This is a genomic window from Pontibacillus litoralis JSM 072002, from assembly GCF_000775615.1.
GTDB lineage: Bacteria > Bacillota > Bacilli > Bacillales > BH030062 > Pontibacillus > Pontibacillus litoralis.
Window position 1 is genome coordinate 431,222 of the sequence record NZ_AVPG01000001.1, and the last position, 21,333, is coordinate 452,554.

The following is a 21,333-nucleotide window of genomic DNA, read 5'->3' on the forward strand; positions in this document are numbered from 1 at the left end:
AAAAAGGGCGATTACTGTTCGCCCTTTTGTACTTGATCGTATTCATATTGTCCTTTCAACAATTGTACGACATGTTCAAACATCGCAGTACGATTAACCAATTCATTAGTGAAGATTCCTATTGCTCCTTCTTTAGAACGAACACCTGTACGCTTGGCATAAGCGTCCATCACATCTCCTAATTCTTGGCCTTTGTGCAATTGCTCTGCTACTTCATCAGGTAATAAAATGCGCGCTCCACTAGCTGTGTACGTGTTCTCATTATGGTCAACTAGCACGCCCCAATTACATAAATATAAATCCTCCCCCATTTCCGTTACGCCACCTTCAAGCCCTATACCTATGCAACCCTTCGTATGTTTGGCACACTCTCTAGCACGATTAATGGCCCCTTCTAATGTCTCTTCATCTGAAAATGGTTGTGCAGATACTTTTGAGCTTACTTCTACTCCAAAGACCTCGACGTCAGGGAAGTTATTCTTAACTGCATTTACTTTAGGTAAGTTTGTGGAGCCTACCACAATTTTCATCATCTCACCCTTTCTAAAACTATACGCTTGTTTTAATCCACTAATATCGTTTGTTAGCATATGAATGGATGATGGTATACGTTATCCGTTTTTACGAATTTGTTCTATAACGTTTTGGTCTGTCGCTTGAACGAGCTTAATAATAAGTTCTTTCGCTGCAGCATAATCATCAATATGAATAATAGATGATGACGTATGTATGTAACGTGAACAAATACCTATAACAGCTGATGGTACGCCATTATTCGAAACGTGGACACTTCCTGCATCTGTCCCACCTTGAGAGACGAAATATTGATATGGAATGTTATTAGATTCCGCCGTGTCTAATAAGAACTCACGAATGCCGCGATTGGTTACCATCGTACGATCTAAAATTCGGAGTAATGCTCCTTTTCCTAATTGACCAAATTCCTTATCGTCACCAGACATATCATTTGCTGGAGAAGCATCTAATGCATAAAAAATATCTGGTTGAATCATGTTAGCTGCTGTTTTCGCTCCACGTAAACCAACTTCCTCTTGTACAGTGGCTCCCGAGTATAACTCATTTGGTAGTGTTTGTCCATGCACTGCCTGCATCAATTCAACGGCTAACCCGCATCCATATCGGTTGTCCCATGCTTTCGCCAAAATTTTCTTCCTATTTGCCATCGGAGTAAATGGGCATACTGGTACAATTTGTTGACCAGGCTTTATGCCAATCTTCTTAGCATCTTCTTGGTCATCAGCACCAATATCAATCATCATATTTTTTATTTCCATCGGCTTCTTTCGTTGTTCAAGAGTTAAGTTATGAGGAGGTATAGACCCTATTACCCCTGTCACAGGACCGTTTTCCGTCATGATTTGCACTCGTTGAGCTAGTAACACTTGACTCCACCAGCCACCTAATGTTTGAAAGCGAATCATACCATTTTTCGTTATTTGAGTTACCATAAAGCCAACTTCATCCATATGTCCAGCAACCATTACTTTCGGTCCATTTCCTTTCTTCACACCAAATAAACTACCTAGACCATCTTGAATGATTTCATCTGAATATGGCTCTAATTGCTCCTTCATAAAAGAACGAACGTGATGCTCATTTCCTGGCGCACCTTGTAATTCTGTTAACGTTTTGAAAAGTTGCATAGTTTCCTTATTCAATTCCTTCACTCCCATTTTTAATAACCTTATCATTATTCTATCAAACATTAGCGAAAAATCGACTTCTCTACGTTAATATTTTCTATTTTCTCATATTTCATATATACTAAAGATAAGTATAATAATATTGTGAGGTGTTGAGAAATGGATTGGAAAAAAACATTGGTTGCTGCAGGTGCAGGTGCTATCATCGGATATGCTGTAGCCAAACAAGTGAACGAATATCAACCGCTATCTCCTGAAAAGGCTTTAAAAATAGCTAAGCAAGTATTTAAACAACAAGGTCCTATTAGTGGTTCTTGGATTCATATGAAATCTGAATCACTTGAGAAAGATGAAATCCCATATACTGTATACCGCGGTGGTGTATCTCGTTCGATTGATGGACAAACTAAACAATATGAATTCCTTGTGGATGCTTTTACCGGAACTGTACTTGACGTTAGCCTTGTCGCATAGAATACTTGCATATAAAAAATCCGCACAATGTGCGGGTTTTTATATGCGAATCAATTATGAATTTGGTTCATGCTTTATTCTACTCGTTTCATTTGATCGACAATTTTCCCATTTCGATCGTATCGCAATGCACGATAATAGGCGTCATGATAAAATGTAACCCACGCTTTTTTCTTATAACCATAATCCAACCATTTTTGTTTGGCATAGACTGATGTTACCGGAAAATCGTCATAAGCTAATACCCACAACGGATTTTGATGGGCATTTGTAGGCATAATATCAGCCATATGGATAAAACAATCTTCCCCATCTTCAAAACAAATAATACTATGGCCATCACTGTGTCCACCTGTATGTACCATTTGAAGCCCAGGCAATATCTCCATTCGTTCGGAAAAGGGATGAACGAGTTGCTCAATTGGCTTCCAATTAGACTCCCAATACGTATTTGCAGAACGAACGTTAGGTTTCCTCATCTCGTTCCACTCCGTTTTACTCGTATAAATGATTGCCTTCTCAAACGCTGGCTGTAATTCTCCACCTTGCCATTTCGTTAATCCACAAGCGTGATCGAAATGAAGATGTGTCATTAATACATAATCGATATCTTCTGTACTATATCCTAATTTGTTTAAGGATAAAACGACATGTGATTGCTCTGACACACCAAAATTACGTATTTGTTTGTCCGTTAATTTATCATTGCCAATCCCACTATCAATTAACAGCTTCTTATCATCGATTTCAATCAAAATCGGATCTGTGCGAAGTTCGATTTGATTGCGCTCATTCACCGGATACTTTTTACTCCATAACGGCTTAGGCACAACTCCAAACATCGCTCCTCCGTCTAAGTGAGTTACCCCACCAGGAAGCCACGTTAAACGAGCACGGCCAATATGCAACGTTTCCATTCCACTCTCTCCTTTCTCTTACCACTTTATTTTATCATAAGATTCAGAAGATTCACTAACGTTATGTTGCTTTTAGAATGGAAATTGGACCACACAACGGTATATTGGATAGCCACGAGATGAAAATTTCTCTTCATATTCTGTCATCACATTCAATGGATCATCGTCATTATGCAAATGAACAGACACATCTTCTAACGTACATCCAAATTGAGAGAAGCTTACTAACGAATATTCAAACAATCCTCTGTTGTCCGTTTTCATAACGAGACGCCCATTCGGTTTTAAAACAGCTTTGTATTGTTCTAACATCGCTGGATAGGTGAGTCTTCTTTTTTCATGACGATTTTTAGGCCATGGATCGGAGAAGTTCAAATAAATTTGCTCCACTTCATTATCTGCAAACAGATCACGTAAATCTTTCGCATCGACGAGAAGTAGTCGTGCATTAGGAACTTCTGCCTCTTTCACTTTTTTCACTGCGTCAACGATAATACTTTTTTCCCGTTCAATCCCGATAAAATTCACACTAGGATGTTGAGTGGACATTCCTGCAATAAACTGACCTTTTCCAGAACCTATTTCTACATGTATAGGGTGTTGATTGGAATAAACTTCTTTCCATTTTCCTCTATAGGAGTATGAGTTTTCTAATGCAATATGGGCATTCTCTTGTAAGTACTCATCCGCCCATGGTTTATGTCTAACTCGCATGCTTGTTCCTCCTTTTACTTATCAAATGATACCTTATCACGAATGTAACAAAAACTAAAGGTTCATATGAAAAGACATACAGCACTTATACCTTCACTACAAAAAAACGTGAGCGTCTAATTTGCCCACGTTTAATCGTTTTACTTTATCTATTTATCGTACCTAGCAATGCATACATATTCTCAGTCGAATAGGAAAAAATTAAGGTGGAAAGGAGGCTTCTATACGTGCTAACTGCAAAAGATCAATTAACGTTATTAAAAGACTTGTTGAGTGAACATGCTGAAGACTGTTGCGGTACGGTAGCAGAATGTCAGCAAATTCAACGGCTTGTCCGTTTTTTAATCGCCAATAACAAAGTAGAGGATGAACAAGTTCAACAAATTCTTCCTGCTATTTATCAATACAGTTTACAAGCTGAAACCTCTTCCAATTTAAATGAACATATTGTAGCTAATCAGCAACAATTAAACGGCTGGGCTTCTTCCATCGAGGATCTTAAATATTTATAATACCTAAATCAATCATAAGCCGCTTCAAATCATTTAGCCAACGGGCGGCTTGGCTTTCTTCTTTACGATGCTTATGCCATTGAATAAAAGCAATTGTTTGAGCAATAATGTACCAATACATTCGTGCTAATAGATCATCGTTTAATTCAATTCCATATGTGTCCAACCAATCGTTCCATTCACCTTTAGGGATATACCAATGCAGAATCATGCCTAAATCCATTGCAGGATCTGCTACCATCGCATTATCCCAATCAATTAAATACAACTGATCCGAACGAGTTAGCAGCCAATTATTGTGGTTCATATCACAATGACACACAACCTTTTGTTGATTTTGCACGAAAGGTAACTGCTCTTCTAGATATCGTAATGCTTGGTGTATTTCTATTTGAGTGTTGATAAAGCTTGCATGTTGTTCTTGATTCTTTAAATCCTGTACTATATTTTCAGGGTTTAACGGCCTTTTCCCTAATCTCATTAGCAAATCTAATAATTCCGACGAATGGTGAATCTTACTTAATAGTTGGGCAACTCGAGTATGCTTCATTTCCTCAGGGGATAACTCTCTACCTTCTAACCATTGCTGGGCAGTAATGACATCACCATTTTCCATTCGCTTCGTCCAAATAAGCTTTGGAACAATTCCTTCCGCTGACAATACTGCTAGAAAAGGAGAGGAATTACGTTTTAAGAAAAGGCGTTTACTATCAAGCTGGGCATAATATGCTTCTCCTGTTGATCCGCCTGCTGGTGTAATTATCCATTCTTCACCGAGTATTTGTTCCAACCAATTCACCTTCAATTCCTCAAATCTGTGTAGGTTTAGTCTAAAAAATAATGAAAGTACCGTTTATTATACCTCATTTTCACTTAAAAGACATTAAAAAATTTTACTGTAGCAACAGACTGGCTTCGTCCATTTCAAAAAGACATGACAATAGATTAACGTATTTAACAATATAAATTCAAGCATAGGTGACTATTTTTTTATTTGGAGCACTTTTCTTGGTTGCGATTCTTTATGTATCATACACTGTTCACAACTACTTGGTTGACCATCCACTTGATAAGAAATAGGAGTATAGCTCTTAATATTTATGCAAGACCCTTCTTTCATGGTGACTCCTTGAAAATACTTATGGACACCGAAGAAAACTGTACCGAATAAGGCTAATATTTTCCACTTAGATACGTCATGAATAATAATCATAGAGAAATGATTACGATTCATTTTCGCGTCAGGCATAATCTTCATCCCACCACCGTAATAACCATGTACGCCAACCGCTGCCATCCATACATTTTCAAACGTTTGTACTTCACCATCCACTTCAACATCAAGGGTTTTCAATTCATAACGAAAAAGCATTTCAACGACAGCAACTATATATGCAAACGAACCGATATGTAGGCTATTGAATAGTTTCTTATAAGCTGCTACGTTTGCCCGCTTCACCACTTCTGCATCAAAACCAAATCCAATACTATTTACAAATAAACGACTGTGATGCTTTTTTCGTTTGTCCATTCTATAGACACCGGCCCAATAAGCTTGAGGCTTTCGAGCTGATAACAATTTCTTAAATAGCGTACTTCCTCTAGCTTTTGACTGTATTCCCCGAACAAAATCATTACCTGACCCAGCCGGAATAAACCCGATTGGAATGTGTGGATGTTGCTTCAAACCATTGAGCACCTCATGCATCGTCCCATCTCCACCTATAACCAACACAGCCTCTACTTTATCTTTATGCATGCTGACAATTTGAGGGGCAAGCTCTTCTGCGTGACCTTCATATTTCGTAAAAAAAGAGCGACAATCAGAAGTACGAGAAGATATATGCTTTTGTAATTTCTCATATACTTTTTTGCCTCTTCCAGCTCCTGCAGTTGGATTAATAATAATAACATACATTAGAAATACATCACCTCTTTGCTCATCAACTCATTTCTCTTCTATTCCTTCATCAATTAACGGATTGTTGTCATCCACTTCCCATTCCGGTCTTCTTACGGAAGTCGTTTGTGTATGCTTTAATAGAGTTGCGATTGTTTTAAGTTGAATAGATTTTAATGGAGATTGATAGTTTCTCATTTTAGTAAACCATTGCTCGTACTCTACCTCTCCAATAAATTGAGTTTCATACGATTCATGATGGAAATGAATCCTATGGTTCGGTGCAAGCACGATTTGCAGAACAGGTATATCTATTTGATGTGCTCGTAATATACTTTTCACAATACGACTCGATCGCTTCAACGATAATTGTGGACTTAACATCCGTGTTTGTTCATTCCCAACTTCTTGATACCATGTACGATCATTCTCTGGAATAAGTGTCACATCTTCTTGAAAATCCATATATTCGATACAATAAACTGCTTGTGGATGAATGAGTAGATGATTCGTTTCAATTGGGGCTTTCTTAATTTGGAAAATAGGTTCAAACATGAATAGATACGTATCAGGAAACCGTTGTAGAAAATACTTTAATAGTGCATGCTGCGTATAATAATAATGATCTAAAAACGATTTATCTGTTAACGTTCGAGAGGCCCATTTCAACTGAAAAGGAAGCAACCCATCTAAAAAATGTTGTTTTAATTCAGTTTCTGTTGCCGGTATTACACCTTCAGTAAATAGTAATGGAGGAGCGTCTTCCTGTGCCATTCCCCCTCTCTGATAGAAGTCCCATGCGTGCTTCATCTTGAGCCAATTTTGTTGTTTCAATTTCATAAAGCGACTAGGATACCGATACGGATCCATTGCGTACCTCGTAGTATAATCTTGGATTTTAATTAGTTGCGCCATTTAATCCCCCTATAGTTGCAAAGATATCGTATCCACCACTTCATATTTAGATGCACGATCTGGATGTATTCTGTAAATCGAAAATCCCGTGATAATTAATTCTCCCGCATGGCATGAGTTCAGCGCATCTGCCAAAGAAATGGTAAGTTTATCTGTCCCTTTCCATTTCTTCGCAAGTGTAATGTGCGGGGTGTAATTACGTTTCTCTATTTGAAAAGCTAATTGTGCACACTTCGCCTGGACACACTGCTGTAATTGCAATAAAGTAGAGTGTTTTTCCACACCAGCCCATAGTACTCTCGGTTGTTGCGGGTTACCAAATGTATACAACCCCTCAACCGAAATAGAGAATGGCGGAAACGAATCACACTTCTTTAATACATCTCTTAGCTTCTTAATATTATTTTCGGATACTTCTCCTAGAAATGTTAAAGTAATATGAAAATCCTGATGATTGGTCCATACTTTATAATCCACGTGCTTATGCAATTGCTGTTGCCATTGCCCCAAGTGCTCTGCAATAGAATCTGTTACGGAAATTCCAATAAAGTAATGAGGATTGGACATAGTCATTTCCCTCCGACATCGTTATGTAATTAAGGAACGAGTTGCTCCTCTTGTTTTGATTACAACGAGCAATATCATACCAACAAATGTCATGCCAGCAAAGAATCCATACATACCATTGACGCTCCATACATCTAACATTACACCACCAATAAAGGTAAAAAAAGCGTTCCCCATTCCATTCCCTACCGCTGAATAAATACCAATTGCAGTAGCTTGTACAGCTTTCGGAGCCGTTTTTCGTACAAACAATAAAGCTGCTGGAATGTATAATCCTACTGAAATCCCTTGTACAACCGTTGTTCCGTACACGAGCATGACAGAAGGTTCAAAGAAGTAGAACAGCCACCTTAACGAAGACACCGTTGCACAAAATAACATAACCGTTGTTACATCAAAGCGATCAATTACTTTTTGAGCGATGTTCATAAATGGGGCTTCACTTCCAGCCGCAATTAAAAAAGCTATGCCGACACCAGATAATGTTCCACCAACACTTAGAATAAATGTGCCAAAATAATAATTATTCGCTAATACTGGACCAAAAATTAAAAAATTGGAGCATAAAAATAGCATGAATGTCTTTTCTTTCATCAGCGTTTGTATGCCTGAACGAAAATCTACTTGTACGTGTTGGCCTTGTTTCGGAAACATACGTAATGATAAAACAGATGCAGTAAGACCAAAAGCAAATGAGTAGAAAATCCACGTCAAATCATTTGTCAAATCGGTAACTTTACCTACAATAAACACCGCTACCGCAAAACCAATTGCTCCCCATAAACGAATATTTCCATACTCCTTCTTATACGTAAGGACGAAATGAAGGGACAAGCTATCAGATAATGGTACGATAGCCGATTGGAATAACGCTATACAAATCACACCAATTAATAACAAAGAAAAGCCTTCTAACCATGTATAGGTGTACGCCATTAATCCCGCTAACGTACAAGCAATCACTAACAACCTTCTCGGCTGTCTCGTATAATCACTCATCATTCCCCAAAGTGGCTGAATAAAGATAGTCGTTACCGGAATCATCGCTACCACTAAACCAATTTGCGTGTGGGTAAGGCCTTGTTCTGTTTCTAAGTAAACCGATAGCAATGGGAATAAAGAACCAAAACCAAAAAAAGTAAGAAAATAAAACAGCTGAAAAGAACGATACGTTTTCTGTGGCTTTACAACTTGCATGTCCATGTAATCCTCTCTAACAATCTAATCTGTAATAAGGTCATATAATAACTCTGCATAAATGATGACTGCTTGAAATAAATCTTCTAAATCCATATGCTCATCTGCTTGATGGGCTGTATGGGTACTATGCGTAAACAACGCTCCATATGCTACACCTTTTTTCAATGCCCGGGCGTATGTTGCCCCGCCAATTGCCAATGGCCCCGTCTCATCACCTGTGTGCTTGTGATAAACGTGTAGCAGTTTTTGAACTAAAGGGTCTTCCTTTGCTAAATAAATTGGCTCTAAATGCTCTAGTACGTGAGAAGTAAAACCATTCGCTTTTACGTGTTGGTCGAAAACCCCATACCATTCATGAAAAGCTGCCGTCACAGGGTATCTTATGTTTAAACCAATCGTAAGAAGGTCATTTTCCATACTTGTTGTTCCTACATTCAACGTTAATGGACCAGACAGATCATCCTTACACGCCACATCGAGTCCGTTTCCTCGTGAATCTGCCAACGACTCATGCAACCAATAAAGCGTTTCCCTTACAGGTTCTGCAAATGGAATATTTCGCAATATACTCAACAACGAAAGAATGGCATTCTCCCCATTATCTGGTTCCATCGCATGTGCTGTCTTTCCTGTTACAGTAATCGTCCAGGCATCTTTCTCTTTACAAACAGAAATAGGACAAGGTTCATTATAATTATATTCTTCTATAAGCAATGGAACATTCACATCATCCCACATCACTGTTGCAGAAGCAGTTTGAGCTACCATATTAAGTCGCTCTCCACCACTGAAATGCTTTAATACCGCTTCTCCGTTTTCATTAGACAACGGTTTAGAAATTTGTAAATCAATTAAACCTTTTTCAGCATGAATAACAGGAAACGTCGCATCAGGTGTAAATCCAAATGACGGCATTTCTTCCTTATCAAAATAGTGCTTCATGCAATCCCAATTTCGTTCTTCATCTGTACCGAATATAAAACGTACTCTTTTATTCGGTTTCACACCTAGATCGCGTAACCATTTCATCGCCATAAAGGCTGCCATTATCGGACCTTTGTCATCTTGAGCCCCGCGAGCATACATTTTCCCATCTTGAATAATTGCACGGAATGGGTCATTTGTCCACCCTTCTCCTGGGGGAACGACATCGACATGTCCGAGTATACCAAGCAATTCTTCTCCTTCTCCCCACTCTATATGACCAGCATATCCATTTACATTTTTCGTCTCAAATCCCTCTACTTCCCCTAATTGAAGCATGTGTGACAATGCATCACCAATCCCTTTACCGAAAGGGTTTTCCTCACTTATTGTTGCTTCGTCATACATACTTGGAATTTCTAATAAAGACGAAAGATGCTTTAACATATATGCTTCATATGATGTAAAGGATTCACGTGTAAACATCGGTTTCATATTAGTTTCCCTCCGTTATATGTCTATATGTTTTTTTATCACAAATCACATACAATTCCGCCTCAGATGGCAACGGATCATCTAACATACGATTAATGCTTAAATTTTGACGATCAGCAATGAGAGTAGCTCCTTGTTGTAACAAGCTATCAAAAGCATCACGATACGTTTTCCATTCATTGTTTAAAGGAATATGAAATAAATCATCTCCATGTGAACGACGCATTAACTGACCGTAAACGCCAGAAATCCCTTTCGTAAAGGCTGAGCGGACGGCCAAAGAAGAAATTGTTTCATGAGAAAAAATAAATTCATCGACGTTTGCGTGCTCAAAATTCTTAATATGATTCTCTTCCATTACTTCTACAACTGTGTGCACGTTCGGAGCCATTGATTCCACTGTTGACGCAATAAGTAGTGTTTTTCCATCTATTAATTGGGAATCTCGCATGGAATCATCGGCAAATATTAATACTGCTTTAGCTTCCTGTACATTTGCTTTTTGTAAAGTTTCCATAGAAGATGCATTTCCTCTAATATAATGAATATTCTCTTCTAATATAGGAGCAATTTCTAAATCATCGATGACAATAATTTCTACTTCCTCCATTGTTTCCAGCATTTCTTTTACTGCATAAGACGCCTTTTGCGACCAACCAATGATAATATAGTGGTGCTTATCTTTATACACTATATCTCCTTCCCTTCTCTTTTTTCGAAATACAGATAGGGCTTCTACAATTTTACCTATCAAAACACCAATTAACCCAATCCCAAAAATATACAACACAATACCAACCATACGCCCTTCTACCGTAACAGGGGCATAGTCACCATAGCCAACCGTTGTAACTGTTGTTAACGCCCACCATAATCCATCGAAATAATTCGGGAACGTTTCTGGTTCTAATAATACAACTAGCATAGATGATACCGACAGTAAAAGCATGCTACTAATGATTAATACGGTATTATTAATCTTGATCATCTTAAGAAACAGCTTTCGAAAAAAGATCATAGTTACCTCCTTCTTTACATCGTTCTAACAATTCATTTACATCGTGAATTCTATGTAAATTTTACTGTACTTACTAGCTATTATACAATGAAATATAGTAATATTAAGTTGACTTCCAGAAATCTTAAAGCACCACATCTCTAACAAACCTTTAAGGAGTGGTTTTTTTTGAATCGTTCAACAGCTCGTATGCTTAGTCGTGTAAAGGATGTTTACCTCTATATTAGAGAGAATGGGACCGTCACAACGACAGACTTAGCGGAGGCTTTTGGTATTACCGATAGAACTGTTCAAAGGGATTTACATGTTTTACAGTATAATGGGCTTGTCGTAAGTCCTTATCGTGGGAAGTGGGAGATTACGGATCGTAAAGTAAAGATATCTTAGATTAAATTAGACTATAAAGAAATATACATTACTTTAAAAGAATCCTGGTTTCGCCAGGATTCTTTTGTGTAAAATGCAAGCCCATCACACATACGGATGAGCTTGCATTCATGATTATTTAGATTGCATTGCCTGTTCATAAAGCCATTGTATTTCCTCATCATTTAATTCCCGGTATTCCCCAGGCTCTAAGTCTTCATCTAGCGGCAGTCCAGCCATGCTCATACGCTTTAAGAACGTAACTCGCTTACCTACACTCTCAAACATTCGTTTTACTTGGTGGAACTTTCCTTCTGTAATGACTAACTCAATTTCTGACGTATCTCCAGAAGATAAAATTTCTAATTGCGCTGGTTTCGTTTCATAGCCATCTTCTAGCGTAACTCCTGTCGCAAAAGCAGCAACATCATCTTCCGTTACTGCACCATCAATTACAGCATAATAGCGTTTTCCTACTTCTTTTTTCGGTGATAGAAGTTGGTGAGCCAGCTTCCCATCATTCGTTATGATTAACAATCCTTCTGTATCCTTATCAAGTCGACCGACAGGAAAAGGCGCAAACACTTGGTCCTCAGGCTCAAGAACATCAACCACTGTTGTGTCATAAGCATCTTCTGTTGCAGAAATTAACCCTTGAGGCTTATTCATCATCAAATAAATAAACTCTCTATATTCCACCGCCTCACCTGATACCGTCACTTCTTGATTCTCAGGGGATACTTGTGTTTTTGCGTCTTTAATCATCACATCATCTATGCGCACAACACCTGATTTTAATAATTTCTTTACATCTTTTCTCGTGCCATAGCCCATATTAGCTAACAATTTATCAATTCTCAAAAGGCGAACCTCCTACCTCTGTTTCCGTTTCATTAGTCGATCAAGTCCTGGTATGCGATTTCCGACTACTCGCTCTAGTAATGTTGATTGATACGCTAACCATAAATAGAATAGAGCCCCAACACTAGAACAGATTGTTAACACAACTATAGAAGCTGCTCTGCTATCTGTATATTCTAACCCAATAACAGATAACAACCATCTAGTAAGCACTACTACCCCAATCATCATGGCAGTAAAAATTCCTATTAAAATGCTACGCTTCACCAATTGTTTCATTGGAAATGAAATCGAGCGTTTAATTTTAACCAAATTCAGCACAACTGCTGTTCCTACCGCTAATGCTGTACCGAATATCGATCCCTTAGGCCCAAATACCATCATTAATGGAACGTTTAATGATGCCTTTAGAAACAATCCCGCTCCCAAACTAACGAGTGCAAACTTCTGCTTGTTAATGCCTTGTAAAATAGAAGCAGATACTGTGAATAGTGCAAAAAGTAGTGCAACAGGTGCATACCATGCAAGAAGCTTTCCAGTCGTTTCAATGTACTCAAAATCATATAGAGCAGAATAAGATTCATAGGACAAGGTCATAATCCCTGCCGCAGCAGGTAAAATGAGCAACATAACAATTTGCAACGATTGATTTATTTGATCAAACATTTGCTGACGTTGATTCGCTATAAACGATTTCGTAATAGCAGGTAGCATCGCTAATGAAAGACCAGTTGCTAACGTCACTGGAATAATGACTAATTTATGGCCGAACATATGAATAGCCGCATAAGCGATTTCGCTAACTTCTCCTAAGCCGATTTTTTCCATCGTCCGATTAAACGTTAACATATCTATTAATTGATAAAGAGGTGTTGCAACTCCTACTAATACGAATGGTCCTGCATAAGCAAACAACTCTTTAAAAATATCCTCTGTTGCAAGGCTTGAATGCACTTTTTGCTGCTGCAATTGCAAATCCAAATGCGGCTTTCTCTTCTTCCAATAAATAAGCAGAATAATAAAACTGGCTAACGCACCAATAAAAGCAGCGAAAGAAGCAAATCCTACCGCTAAAGGCATGTTCCCATAAAACTTCATAATCATATACGTGAAAGTGAGTAAAAAACCAATTCTTACAAGTTGTTCAACCACTTGGGAAATAGCTGTCGGCCCCATCGATTGATATCCTTGAAAAAAACCACGAACAATACTCATTGCTGGTATAATCAACAAGGCGAAACTGATCATACGAATGACCATCGCAATATCTTCTATCGAGTTTCCACCTTCTATATCTCCTTTTACTAAAGGTGCAATTAAATCAGCACTAAAGAACATAATTAAAAAGGCGATAAATCCCGTTACTCCCATCAACTTCATACCAGAACGAAACATCCTTCGTCCTGTTTCATAGTCACCTAACGCATTGTATTTAGAGACAAATTTAGACACAGCTAATGGGACACCAAGCGTTGATATACTTATAAATATACTGTAAGGAACATATGCATACGAAAGTAATGCCCCTCCTGTTTCCCCCACCATTGCATTAAACGGAATAACGTAAATCATTCCTAAGAACTTAGATAAAAAGGAAGCAGCCGTTAATAGCATCGTTCCCCTTAATATTTTTGATTCAGCCATTTTTTCACCTGCATTTATTTGTAGATTACAACCTCTCTATTTTATCATAGAATAGATGATGAACGCTCAGTATCTTATAAAAATCCGTTTGAAGAACGAAAGGAATGGACAACTATGTATGATGTAACCGTCATTGGCGGAGGCCCATCTGGCTTAATGGCCGCTATTGCCGCCGCTGAAAATGGTGCTACGAAAACACTGTTAATCGAAAAAGGAAAAAAACTAGGGAAGAAACTAGCAATTTCCGGTGGAGGACGTTGTAATGTGACCAATCGCCTTCCGCAAGAAGAAATTATCAAACATATTCCAGGAAATGGACGTTTTTTATATAGCGCCTTTTCCGTGTTTAACAACTATGACATTATTGACTTTTTTGAAAATCTTGGTGTGAACCTAAAAGAAGAAGACCACGGACGAATGTTCCCGGTGAGCAATCAATCTAAAGATGTCGTCAACGCTCTGTTATCACGTATGGATGAGCTTCACATTGAAGTAAAGAAAGAATCTCCTGTTGAAACCGTACATTTTGGGGACAGATGTCATGAAATTGAATTAAAAACGAAAGAACGCATTCAAACCAAAGCATTAGTGTTAGCTGTTGGCGGGAAGAGCGTACCTCACACGGGGTCTGCTGGTGATGGATACGTATGGGCAGAAAAAGCAGGCCATACCATAACTGAATTGTATCCAACTGAAGTGCCGCTTATTTCCCAGGAAACATTTATTCAACAAAAATCGTTACAAGGACTAGCTTTACGAGACGTCGCCCTATCTGTGTTAAACCCGAAAGGTAAACCAATAATTACACATCGGATGGACATGCTATTTACGCATTTCGGTATAAGCGGACCTGCTGTTTTACGATGCTCTCAATTCGCTGTGAAACAGTTTATGAAAGGACATCGCCCCGTACATATGCAAATAGATGCAATGCCAGATTATAAGGAAAACAAACTACTGGAAGAAGCGAGAAAACTCATGCAACAACACCCGAAGCGAACCGTAAAGAACTTACTCAAAGGATGGGTGCCAGAACGCTACTTAGACTTATTGTTAAATAAAAACAACATAGCAATAGAAGATCGTGCTACGAACACCGCTTTTGAAAAAATACAGCAGCTTATTCACGATTTCAAGCAGTTTACCTTCACTGTCCATGACTCCCAGTCTATTGAGAAAGCATTTGTCACCGGTGGAGGAGTCTCCGTAAAAGAAATCATCCCTAATACAATGGGGTCAAAAAAAATGGACCGTCTTTATTTTAGTGGTGAAATACTCGACATTCACGGATACACAGGTGGCTATAATATCACCTCTGCCCTTGTGACAGGACGTATCGCAGGAACAAATGCAGCATATGATTCAATGGCGTAAATAGAATAAATAATAAATAAAACAATTTTTTATGCGGAATAATCAAAAAAATAGTCTCATTAGGGAAAATTAAGGAATGCTTTAGATGGTTGAATAACGAAAGAACAAACAGTTAATACTCATCTATCCTTGTTAGAGTCTCGCCGACAAAACGCGAAATGCCATCAGGACCCCCGTTTTAAAATACATCGAAATTGGTAAAGAAGAAGGAGCGACACTCGCATGTGGCGGTCATCGTTTAACAGAAAACGGATTAGACCAAGGCTTCTTCATCGAGCCAACGGTCTTCACGAATGTGACATCTGACATGCGCATCGTGCAAGAAGAGATTTTTGGACCAGTTGTGACGATCCAAAAATTTAAAGATGAAGCAGAGGCCATTCAATTAGCCAATGACACAGTGTATGGACTTGCAGGCGGTGTGTTCTCTGGTGACGGAGCCAAAGCGATGCGAGTTATTAAAAAAGTTCGCGCTGGGATCACGTGGGTGAACTCCTATCACCCTACTTATGTAGAAGCTCCTTGGGGCGGATATAAACAAAGCGGAATTGGCCGCAGCCTTGGAACTTATGGCTTAGATGATTTCCAAGAAATCAAGCAAATCAATGTTAACCTTGCAGTAGAACCTGTCGGTTGGTTTCCAAACGAATAAGCATTGTAAAGAGAAGTGAGATATTCACTTCTCTTTTTTTCGGCATTTAAGAAGAAAAAACACGCCTGTATGACGTGTGAAGGATTTTGATAGGGAAGATATACTTGGCTTTATTTATTCAATTATTGAGAAGGAAAGGTGACGATTATTAGCATTGATCATTTGCCCCTTCCTTTTTTATTTGTGGATTATTCCACACTCTGAGGGTTACCGCTATCTGCTGGTTTCTTATGAAGGAGCTACCTAAATCCATTTTACTTGGTAACGTATTTAAAATTTTAGATGGGTCAGTATTTTGGTGGGTTATTTTTGTATTAACCTAAACTATGGTTCTTAACTGATAAACAAAAAAGAGGTGGCTTCACACTATCTCTTAAATTCCTCTGATATTTTAAATGAAGCGGCTTGAGGCAAAAAGTATATCACTGTGAAGAAGTAACCAGCCTCTATGATCCACCTGATCCGCTACAGTTTTTTGTAGATCTGCTGGTTTTGAGGTGTTTTTCCAAGAGGTTGAATTAATTCATTGCCTTCACCATTCGCAAAAGCAAAAAACATAGAGCCTAGCTTCGTGCGGTTGCCTTTGGCGATGCGCTTCCACTCAACCCCTCTAAAAAGGTCTTTTACAATAAACTCTTCCCCTTGATCGACATCTTGTAAAGTCGTTGTGGCTATGTTGAATAGATCATTAAGAGATGTGTCGACGTTCACTTTCATATGAAACCCCTCCTAATCATTTTTTAAAATGAGCTAATAGCTATTAGCTTATGGTTTTATATTAAAAGGTGCGGAGGGAAACGTCAATTTATTTTTTGAATTTTCGGATTTTTTACTACGTAATATAACTTGGCAAATGCTGGTTTTCATCTTATATAATGAAATCAATATTGTTAGTTCACCGAGTCTTTCAACATAAGCGTATACTTGCTTGAATTTTATAATCAGTTAAAAATTCTATTACAGGGGGATGAGTAACGGATGAAGCCAATTACAATCGAAGAACTTCTAGATCGAGAAGACGATTGGATGGATCGAGAAGGACTGGATGAAGGTCAGGGAAGGAATGACTGGCTAGAAGAAGGAATTGAACTTTACAAACAGTTTATTCAAATTGACCGCCAAGAACCGCGTTTTGCGATCACATTGGCCGACCTTTATTTACAGTGGGGCAGAGATGAAAAGATGCGGCGGGGAAATTATCGAACTGCCTATAACATATTAAGAAGTGCAACTATTTATGCACCGAATAAGCCAGATGCTTTTTACCATTTATCTTTCATCATGGCTAATGAAAAAAGACAATGGGAAGCAGTTCTGTTTTATGGAAAAGAGGCGCTTGAAAATGGTCTGTCGGGTGTTCAGAAGCTCAAGCTTCTTTGCAATATGGCATTCGCTTATAAACGAATGGGTTATCCATTTAAGGCAAACGACTATATAAAAAAAGCGCAAGAGTTAAATCAAGATCATGAACATGACTGGTTCATCCATCTTTATGCGGATAAAATGAAACAACGAGGAAATGAACCGATATTGCTGAAGTCTTCTAATGAGGAGCGGGAAACTGTTTCAAAAAAGGACTACGAGGAAATAAAAGAAAGAGCAATGGATGGAACCTGCGTCGTATTGGATCTATCATCTGATGAAAAGTATTTCCATGCAGATCGTGATGCCATCCAACTTGAGAGAAGAGAGGCAGAGATCCTTGGGTTTTTGATGGATCATCGAGGCATGTCACGCTCAAAACAAGCGATTGCAAAAGCCGTTTGGTTAGACCGACAAGTGGGGGAAAGTACTGTGAAAACATATATTTCTAGATTAAGAAGAAAGCTTTCTCATGCGAGTTCTTGTGAGATTGAATCTTCATTTATTGTCACAACTGAGGAAGGATATGAATGGAAAACGGATCTACAATTTTACGTTCTCCGTTAAGGCAGGGACCGGTTACGATTTCGTAACCGATCTTCTTTTATACTGTTAGTAACAAAGGAACAGGAGAGTGATGAGAAATGAACTTGATGAAATTAGAAATGATGAATGCAACGGAACGTGTAGCGGAAGCATTGAAAACAAGAGGAGTATTTCTAAAGGAAAAAGGCAGTATCATTACGCTGACAAAGGAAAACACAGAAAGCGACATCAAACAGGTTCGTATGCTTCTTGATAAGTTAAACATTCCGACACTCTGGAAAAGTAATGATTCATTTGAAGTGCTAGTCAATCGATTACCGATCGCCGCTATGAAAAGTATCATGCATGAAAAAGGGCGTCCGTTTCCGGTCCAAATGCAAGACTATCAATTTAAGTGGCGCTCATTCGCACAGCGGCGATTCGGCATTAAAGTCAATGCGCTTGATCTTGACGCCAACATGGCGATGTTCGTCAAATCATTAAATTTAGCAGGCATTACAACATTGGCGGGATGCAATGGCCACCACCGTTATTCTCCGAAAGTGCAACTGTCTGGCGTTTATCAAGGAATGTGGTTTAGTATCATCCAACAACTGTATTTCGCCGATCTTTCTCTGCGTTACAAATGGGATGTCCATCTTGGCGTGGAATCAGGCGCCTTGATTGTGGCTAAAAAACCAAGGGAAGAAAAGTGGGATATGAACCTCATTTATCAAGATACTGTCCAGATGGCCTCCGCTCTTCAAAAGCACGCCAAGGAAATTCGGGAACTAAAAAGAACACACTTTAAGCGGAACAAAGAAATGAAGCAACAAGCAGAGAAAATGCGAAAAGAAGAAAACTATAGCGATTTGTTTGAATGGATGAAGGAGAAGGTGAGGGGAGATTATGCTTATTTAAAACGTTAAGGCAAAAAACTTCTGTCTCGATAGGATTTAATCTAGCAAGACAAAATAATAAATAATCAACATCTTTTCGTATTAAGGAATTTATATTTAACACTATAAACCACTTAACATTGTAAATCCATATTTCGGAATTTTACCTTGCTATAAAAAGTACCTAGTCTTTTATAGAACAAAAGAAATGTCTTTGATACAATTTGAATATAATCACTACAAAGGATAGGTGTGGTAAAATGGGTATAAAGTACGATGAGAAAGAAATAGTAAATATCTTTATGAAAGGGGACTCACTATTAACTCAGCAAAAATATGAACAGACTATCGAGAAATTTTTGAAAGTTATAGAGTTATCGGAAAATACGAATTTCTCTTATTTATCAGGTGCTTATACTAATTTAGCAAAAGCGACATGGGAGCCCGATCCCCTCGATCTTGAGAAGACAGAAGAAGCCCTTGGATATATAAAAACGGCTTTGCAGCTAAAACCATCAAATCAAGCAGCTAGATCTCTTGCTATTCCAATACTAGTATTTATGAAAGACTTTTCTTCAGCAATAAAATATTTCCTTGAATTAACCAGTAAAGAAGCTATTAACCACTCTATAACTTATCTTAATATGATGGAAACACTCGCAATAAAAGGGGATCCATCAATTAAGCAAGCGGTGCCAGCAATCGAAGAATTATATCAAAGTTACAAAGCCATAGCTTAATGGACGGTCATGCAAGAGGTGATACTGCTGAAGATGGTAGGTAATCCATGAAAGGAAATGCCACAATTTTGGTGAAGTCTTTAGTTGATTATTTTTCGGATATAGAAAAAGAAATCAGTGAGGCTCTTGCAGTCGGTTAATTCTGGATGAATTTTCATAAAATATATTGACATAGTACTAACTAAAGATTATATTTAAATTGTAGACTTGGTACCAAGTCGAAATCAAGGGAGGTATTCACATGAAAACAACCGTTAGGGATTTTATTTTAGATAACATGACAGATTTAAATTTTGAAAGATTAGTTGATATGTTAGTAATGAATAAAGTATTTGAATGTGAACTTGAATATGAAATGGAGAATACAATATTTGAGTACTTAAATAAGCAAAAATCTAGTTATACCCAAAATAATACATTTGAAATATTAAATGAGATTAGGAAAATGTCCGTGGAAATGGAAATTGAAATTGAAGTTGAAGTTGAATTTCCAGAAGAGAACCCTTCTGTGGAATCTCCTGAGGTACCGATAATTGATAGCTCAGAAAATGACACAGAAGAGCTGGAACTCGATATTTCAGATTTGTATGACCCTTTTACTAGACCACGAATAAAAGATAAATCAGAATACACTTCTTTTGATCAGTTGAAAATTGCCTTTCTTTCTGAAACCTACGAGAGTATTGAAAAGAATTATATTGACCCTTTTGATGTAAATACTACTAATTACCAAAGATATGTTTACCAAGAAAAAAACAGGATTGCTCTAGGATTGTCAAATTTTATATATGAATCCCTGCATTATACTAGGGAACACAAACTGAAAAATAACTTTGAGCAATTTTCTAATGAAGATTCACATGTAAAGATAGAGAGTGATGATACATTTAACCATGGTTATTGTGTACATTTTCTTCTTGACAATAGAACTCGATATATTTCTGACAGAACACGTAGAGCATATTATGATGAATATCAGTGTGAATTTGAAATAATTCCACCTAAATTTGTTGACTACAATGAATTACAAGAGGATTTATCATCATGGGAATATACTTATATCCTAGCTCCATTCAAAGCCTATCTTAACGAAGAATTAATAGTTCCGGATGTTTCAGAAAACGTTTTGTATGATATTCTTGAACAATTAATTGATCTCCTTGTCTATCAAGGATTTACCCAAATAAAGCAATTAATAGAGGTTAACCGTGCTAATGGAATTTATGAGGATAACATACGATACTGTCATATGTTACCAATCACTCCTGTTGATGACCCAGATTTAGAAGAATTTCTCCCGTTATAATCAAAATAGTGATACAGAAATAAGACCATCCGATCCCACCACTGTAAGGGTAATGCTCCTGTCAAAAGCGTTCGTTGAAAAGCCACTGACGACAGGTTCCGTTTGGAAATATTAGGGGAAGAAAAATATACAATTCAGCGGACAAGTTATTTGGATTTTCGGAAAAGCATAAAGTCGGAGTCATGATATATGGGTTGGGATCTATGTTACATGTTCCGTGGGAAACGCTTATAAAAGCATGTGAAAATTTCTATTTCGATGGAGACGGTAGGTGGTTCAATCGATGTGGAGGTTATAACGAAAG

General features: G+C 37.9%; 22 protein-coding genes and 1 pseudogene. 9 read left to right on the plus strand and 14 right to left on the minus strand.

The annotated features are described in order from the left end of the window. Nucleotides 1-11 precede the first annotated feature (11 nt). Nucleotides 12-530 carry a DUF84 family protein gene (locus N784_RS02150; protein WP_036831554.1) on the minus strand — a complete coding sequence of 173 codons (519 nt, stop codon included), beginning with the start codon at nt 528-530 and terminating at the stop codon, nt 12-14. Nucleotides 531-611: 81 nt separating this feature from the next. Further along, entirely contained in the window at nt 612-1,679 is a 1,068-nt protein-coding gene (locus N784_RS02155) for a M42 family metallopeptidase (protein ID WP_036831741.1), read from the minus strand. Between the two features lie 144 nt (nt 1,680-1,823). Between N784_RS02155 and N784_RS02160 the strand changes: the two genes are divergently transcribed. Beyond that, the gene (locus N784_RS02160) at nt 1,824-2,138 is read left to right on the plus strand and encodes a PepSY domain-containing protein (protein ID WP_036831556.1); all 315 of its coding nucleotides are present in this window, start codon (nt 1,824-1,826) and stop codon (nt 2,136-2,138) included. A gap of 74 nt (nt 2,139-2,212) precedes the next feature. Here N784_RS02160 and N784_RS02165 read toward each other — a convergent pair whose 3' ends face one another. Both N784_RS02165 and trmB read right to left on the minus strand, forming a co-directional pair. Next, a complete protein-coding gene (locus N784_RS02165) occupies nt 2,213-3,055 on the minus strand; it encodes a YtnP family quorum-quenching lactonase (RefSeq protein ID WP_036831558.1) in 843 nt (280 codons plus the stop codon). 72 nt (nt 3,056-3,127) lie between these two features. Continuing rightward, the gene (trmB, locus tag N784_RS02170; RefSeq protein WP_036831560.1) at nt 3,128-3,769 is read right to left on the minus strand and encodes a tRNA (guanosine(46)-N7)-methyltransferase TrmB; all 642 of its coding nucleotides are present in this window, start codon (nt 3,767-3,769) and stop codon (nt 3,128-3,130) included. Between the two features lie 227 nt (nt 3,770-3,996). Here trmB and N784_RS02175 point away from each other — a divergent pair, with 227 nt between their 5' ends. Next, nucleotides 3,997-4,281, plus strand: a complete 285-nt coding sequence (locus N784_RS02175; protein ID WP_036831562.1) for a YtzH-like family protein — start codon at nt 3,997-3,999, stop codon at nt 4,279-4,281. On the opposite strand, the gene N784_RS02180 is transcribed toward N784_RS02175, so the two are convergent. The 7 genes from N784_RS02180 to N784_RS02210 form a co-directional block, all read right to left on the minus strand. Continuing rightward, nucleotides 4,268-5,086 carry a phosphotransferase family protein gene (locus tag N784_RS02180; protein ID WP_198134381.1) on the minus strand — a complete coding sequence of 273 codons (819 nt, stop codon included), beginning with the start codon at nt 5,084-5,086 and terminating at the stop codon, nt 4,268-4,270. The two genes, N784_RS02175 and N784_RS02180, sit on opposite strands and share 14 nt — an antisense overlap. A gap of 177 nt (nt 5,087-5,263) precedes the next feature. Beyond that, nucleotides 5,264-6,199, minus strand: coding sequence for a diacylglycerol/lipid kinase family protein (locus tag N784_RS02185; RefSeq protein WP_036831567.1), 936 nt, complete (start codon nt 6,197-6,199; stop codon nt 5,264-5,266). A 30-nt stretch (nt 6,200-6,229) separates the two neighbouring features. After that, nucleotides 6,230-7,096, minus strand: a complete 867-nt coding sequence (locus N784_RS02190) for a nuclease-related domain-containing protein (protein ID WP_036831570.1) — start codon at nt 7,094-7,096, stop codon at nt 6,230-6,232. Between the two features lie 9 nt (nt 7,097-7,105). Continuing rightward, entirely contained in the window at nt 7,106-7,663 is a 558-nt protein-coding gene (gene thpR / locus N784_RS02195) for an RNA 2',3'-cyclic phosphodiesterase (protein ID WP_036831572.1), read from the minus strand. 21 nt (nt 7,664-7,684) lie between these two features. Beyond that, entirely contained in the window at nt 7,685-8,866 is a 1,182-nt protein-coding gene (locus N784_RS02200) for an MFS transporter (RefSeq protein WP_036831575.1), read from the minus strand. Between the two features lie 18 nt (nt 8,867-8,884). Continuing rightward, the gene (gene pepV, locus N784_RS02205; RefSeq protein WP_036831576.1) at nt 8,885-10,282 is read right to left on the minus strand and encodes a dipeptidase PepV; all 1,398 of its coding nucleotides are present in this window, start codon (nt 10,280-10,282) and stop codon (nt 8,885-8,887) included. A 1-nt stretch (nt 10,283) separates the two neighbouring features. Next, complete coding sequence (locus tag N784_RS02210; RefSeq protein ID WP_036831579.1) at nt 10,284-11,300, minus strand: potassium channel family protein; 1,017 nt, start codon at nt 11,298-11,300, stop codon at nt 10,284-10,286. 168 nt (nt 11,301-11,468) lie between these two features. Between N784_RS02210 and N784_RS02215 the strand changes: the two genes are divergently transcribed. After that, nucleotides 11,469-11,687 (plus strand): DeoR family transcriptional regulator, encoded by a 219-nt coding sequence (locus N784_RS02215; RefSeq protein ID WP_036831582.1) that lies wholly within the window; start codon nt 11,469-11,471, stop codon nt 11,685-11,687. A 114-nt stretch (nt 11,688-11,801) separates the two neighbouring features. Here N784_RS02215 and N784_RS02220 read toward each other — a convergent pair whose 3' ends face one another. Then, nucleotides 11,802-12,527, minus strand: coding sequence for a pseudouridine synthase (locus N784_RS02220; RefSeq protein WP_269745319.1), 726 nt, complete (start codon nt 12,525-12,527; stop codon nt 11,802-11,804). Between the two features lie 12 nt (nt 12,528-12,539). Next, the gene (locus tag N784_RS02225; RefSeq protein ID WP_036831585.1) at nt 12,540-14,171 is read right to left on the minus strand and encodes a putative polysaccharide biosynthesis protein; all 1,632 of its coding nucleotides are present in this window, start codon (nt 14,169-14,171) and stop codon (nt 12,540-12,542) included. 114 nt (nt 14,172-14,285) lie between these two features. On the opposite strand from N784_RS02225, the gene N784_RS02230 reads away from it, so the two are divergent. Beyond that, nucleotides 14,286-15,545, plus strand: coding sequence for a BaiN/RdsA family NAD(P)/FAD-dependent oxidoreductase (locus tag N784_RS02230; RefSeq protein WP_036831587.1), 1,260 nt, complete (start codon nt 14,286-14,288; stop codon nt 15,543-15,545). Between the two features lie 175 nt (nt 15,546-15,720). Next, a pseudogene (locus N784_RS02235) lies at nt 15,721-16,197 on the plus strand (aldehyde dehydrogenase family protein); the annotation flags it as partial. Between the two features lie 465 nt (nt 16,198-16,662). Here N784_RS02235 and N784_RS02240 read toward each other — a convergent pair. Continuing rightward, nucleotides 16,663-16,914, minus strand: coding sequence for a DUF1413 domain-containing protein (locus tag N784_RS02240; RefSeq protein ID WP_036831591.1), 252 nt, complete (start codon nt 16,912-16,914; stop codon nt 16,663-16,665). Nucleotides 16,915-17,175: 261 nt separating this feature from the next. Between N784_RS02240 and N784_RS02245 the strand changes: the two genes are divergently transcribed. The 4 genes from N784_RS02245 (at nt 17,176) to N784_RS02260 (ending at nt 21,029) form a co-directional block, all read left to right on the plus strand. Further along, on the plus strand, nt 17,176-18,126 hold the full coding sequence (locus N784_RS02245; RefSeq protein WP_036831593.1) for a winged helix-turn-helix domain-containing protein: 951 nt from the start codon (nt 17,176-17,178) through the stop codon (nt 18,124-18,126). 77 nt (nt 18,127-18,203) lie between these two features. Next, nucleotides 18,204-19,013: a hypothetical protein gene (locus N784_RS02250; RefSeq protein WP_052127087.1), complete on the plus strand. Its 810-nt coding sequence runs from the start codon at nt 18,204-18,206 to the stop codon at nt 19,011-19,013. Between the two features lie 230 nt (nt 19,014-19,243). Further along, the gene (locus N784_RS02255) at nt 19,244-19,723 is read left to right on the plus strand and encodes a hypothetical protein (RefSeq protein WP_036831595.1); all 480 of its coding nucleotides are present in this window, start codon (nt 19,244-19,246) and stop codon (nt 19,721-19,723) included. Between the two features lie 241 nt (nt 19,724-19,964). Beyond that, nucleotides 19,965-21,029, plus strand: a complete 1,065-nt coding sequence (locus tag N784_RS02260) for a hypothetical protein (protein ID WP_036831597.1) — start codon at nt 19,965-19,967, stop codon at nt 21,027-21,029. Nucleotides 21,030-21,333 lie beyond the last annotated feature (304 nt).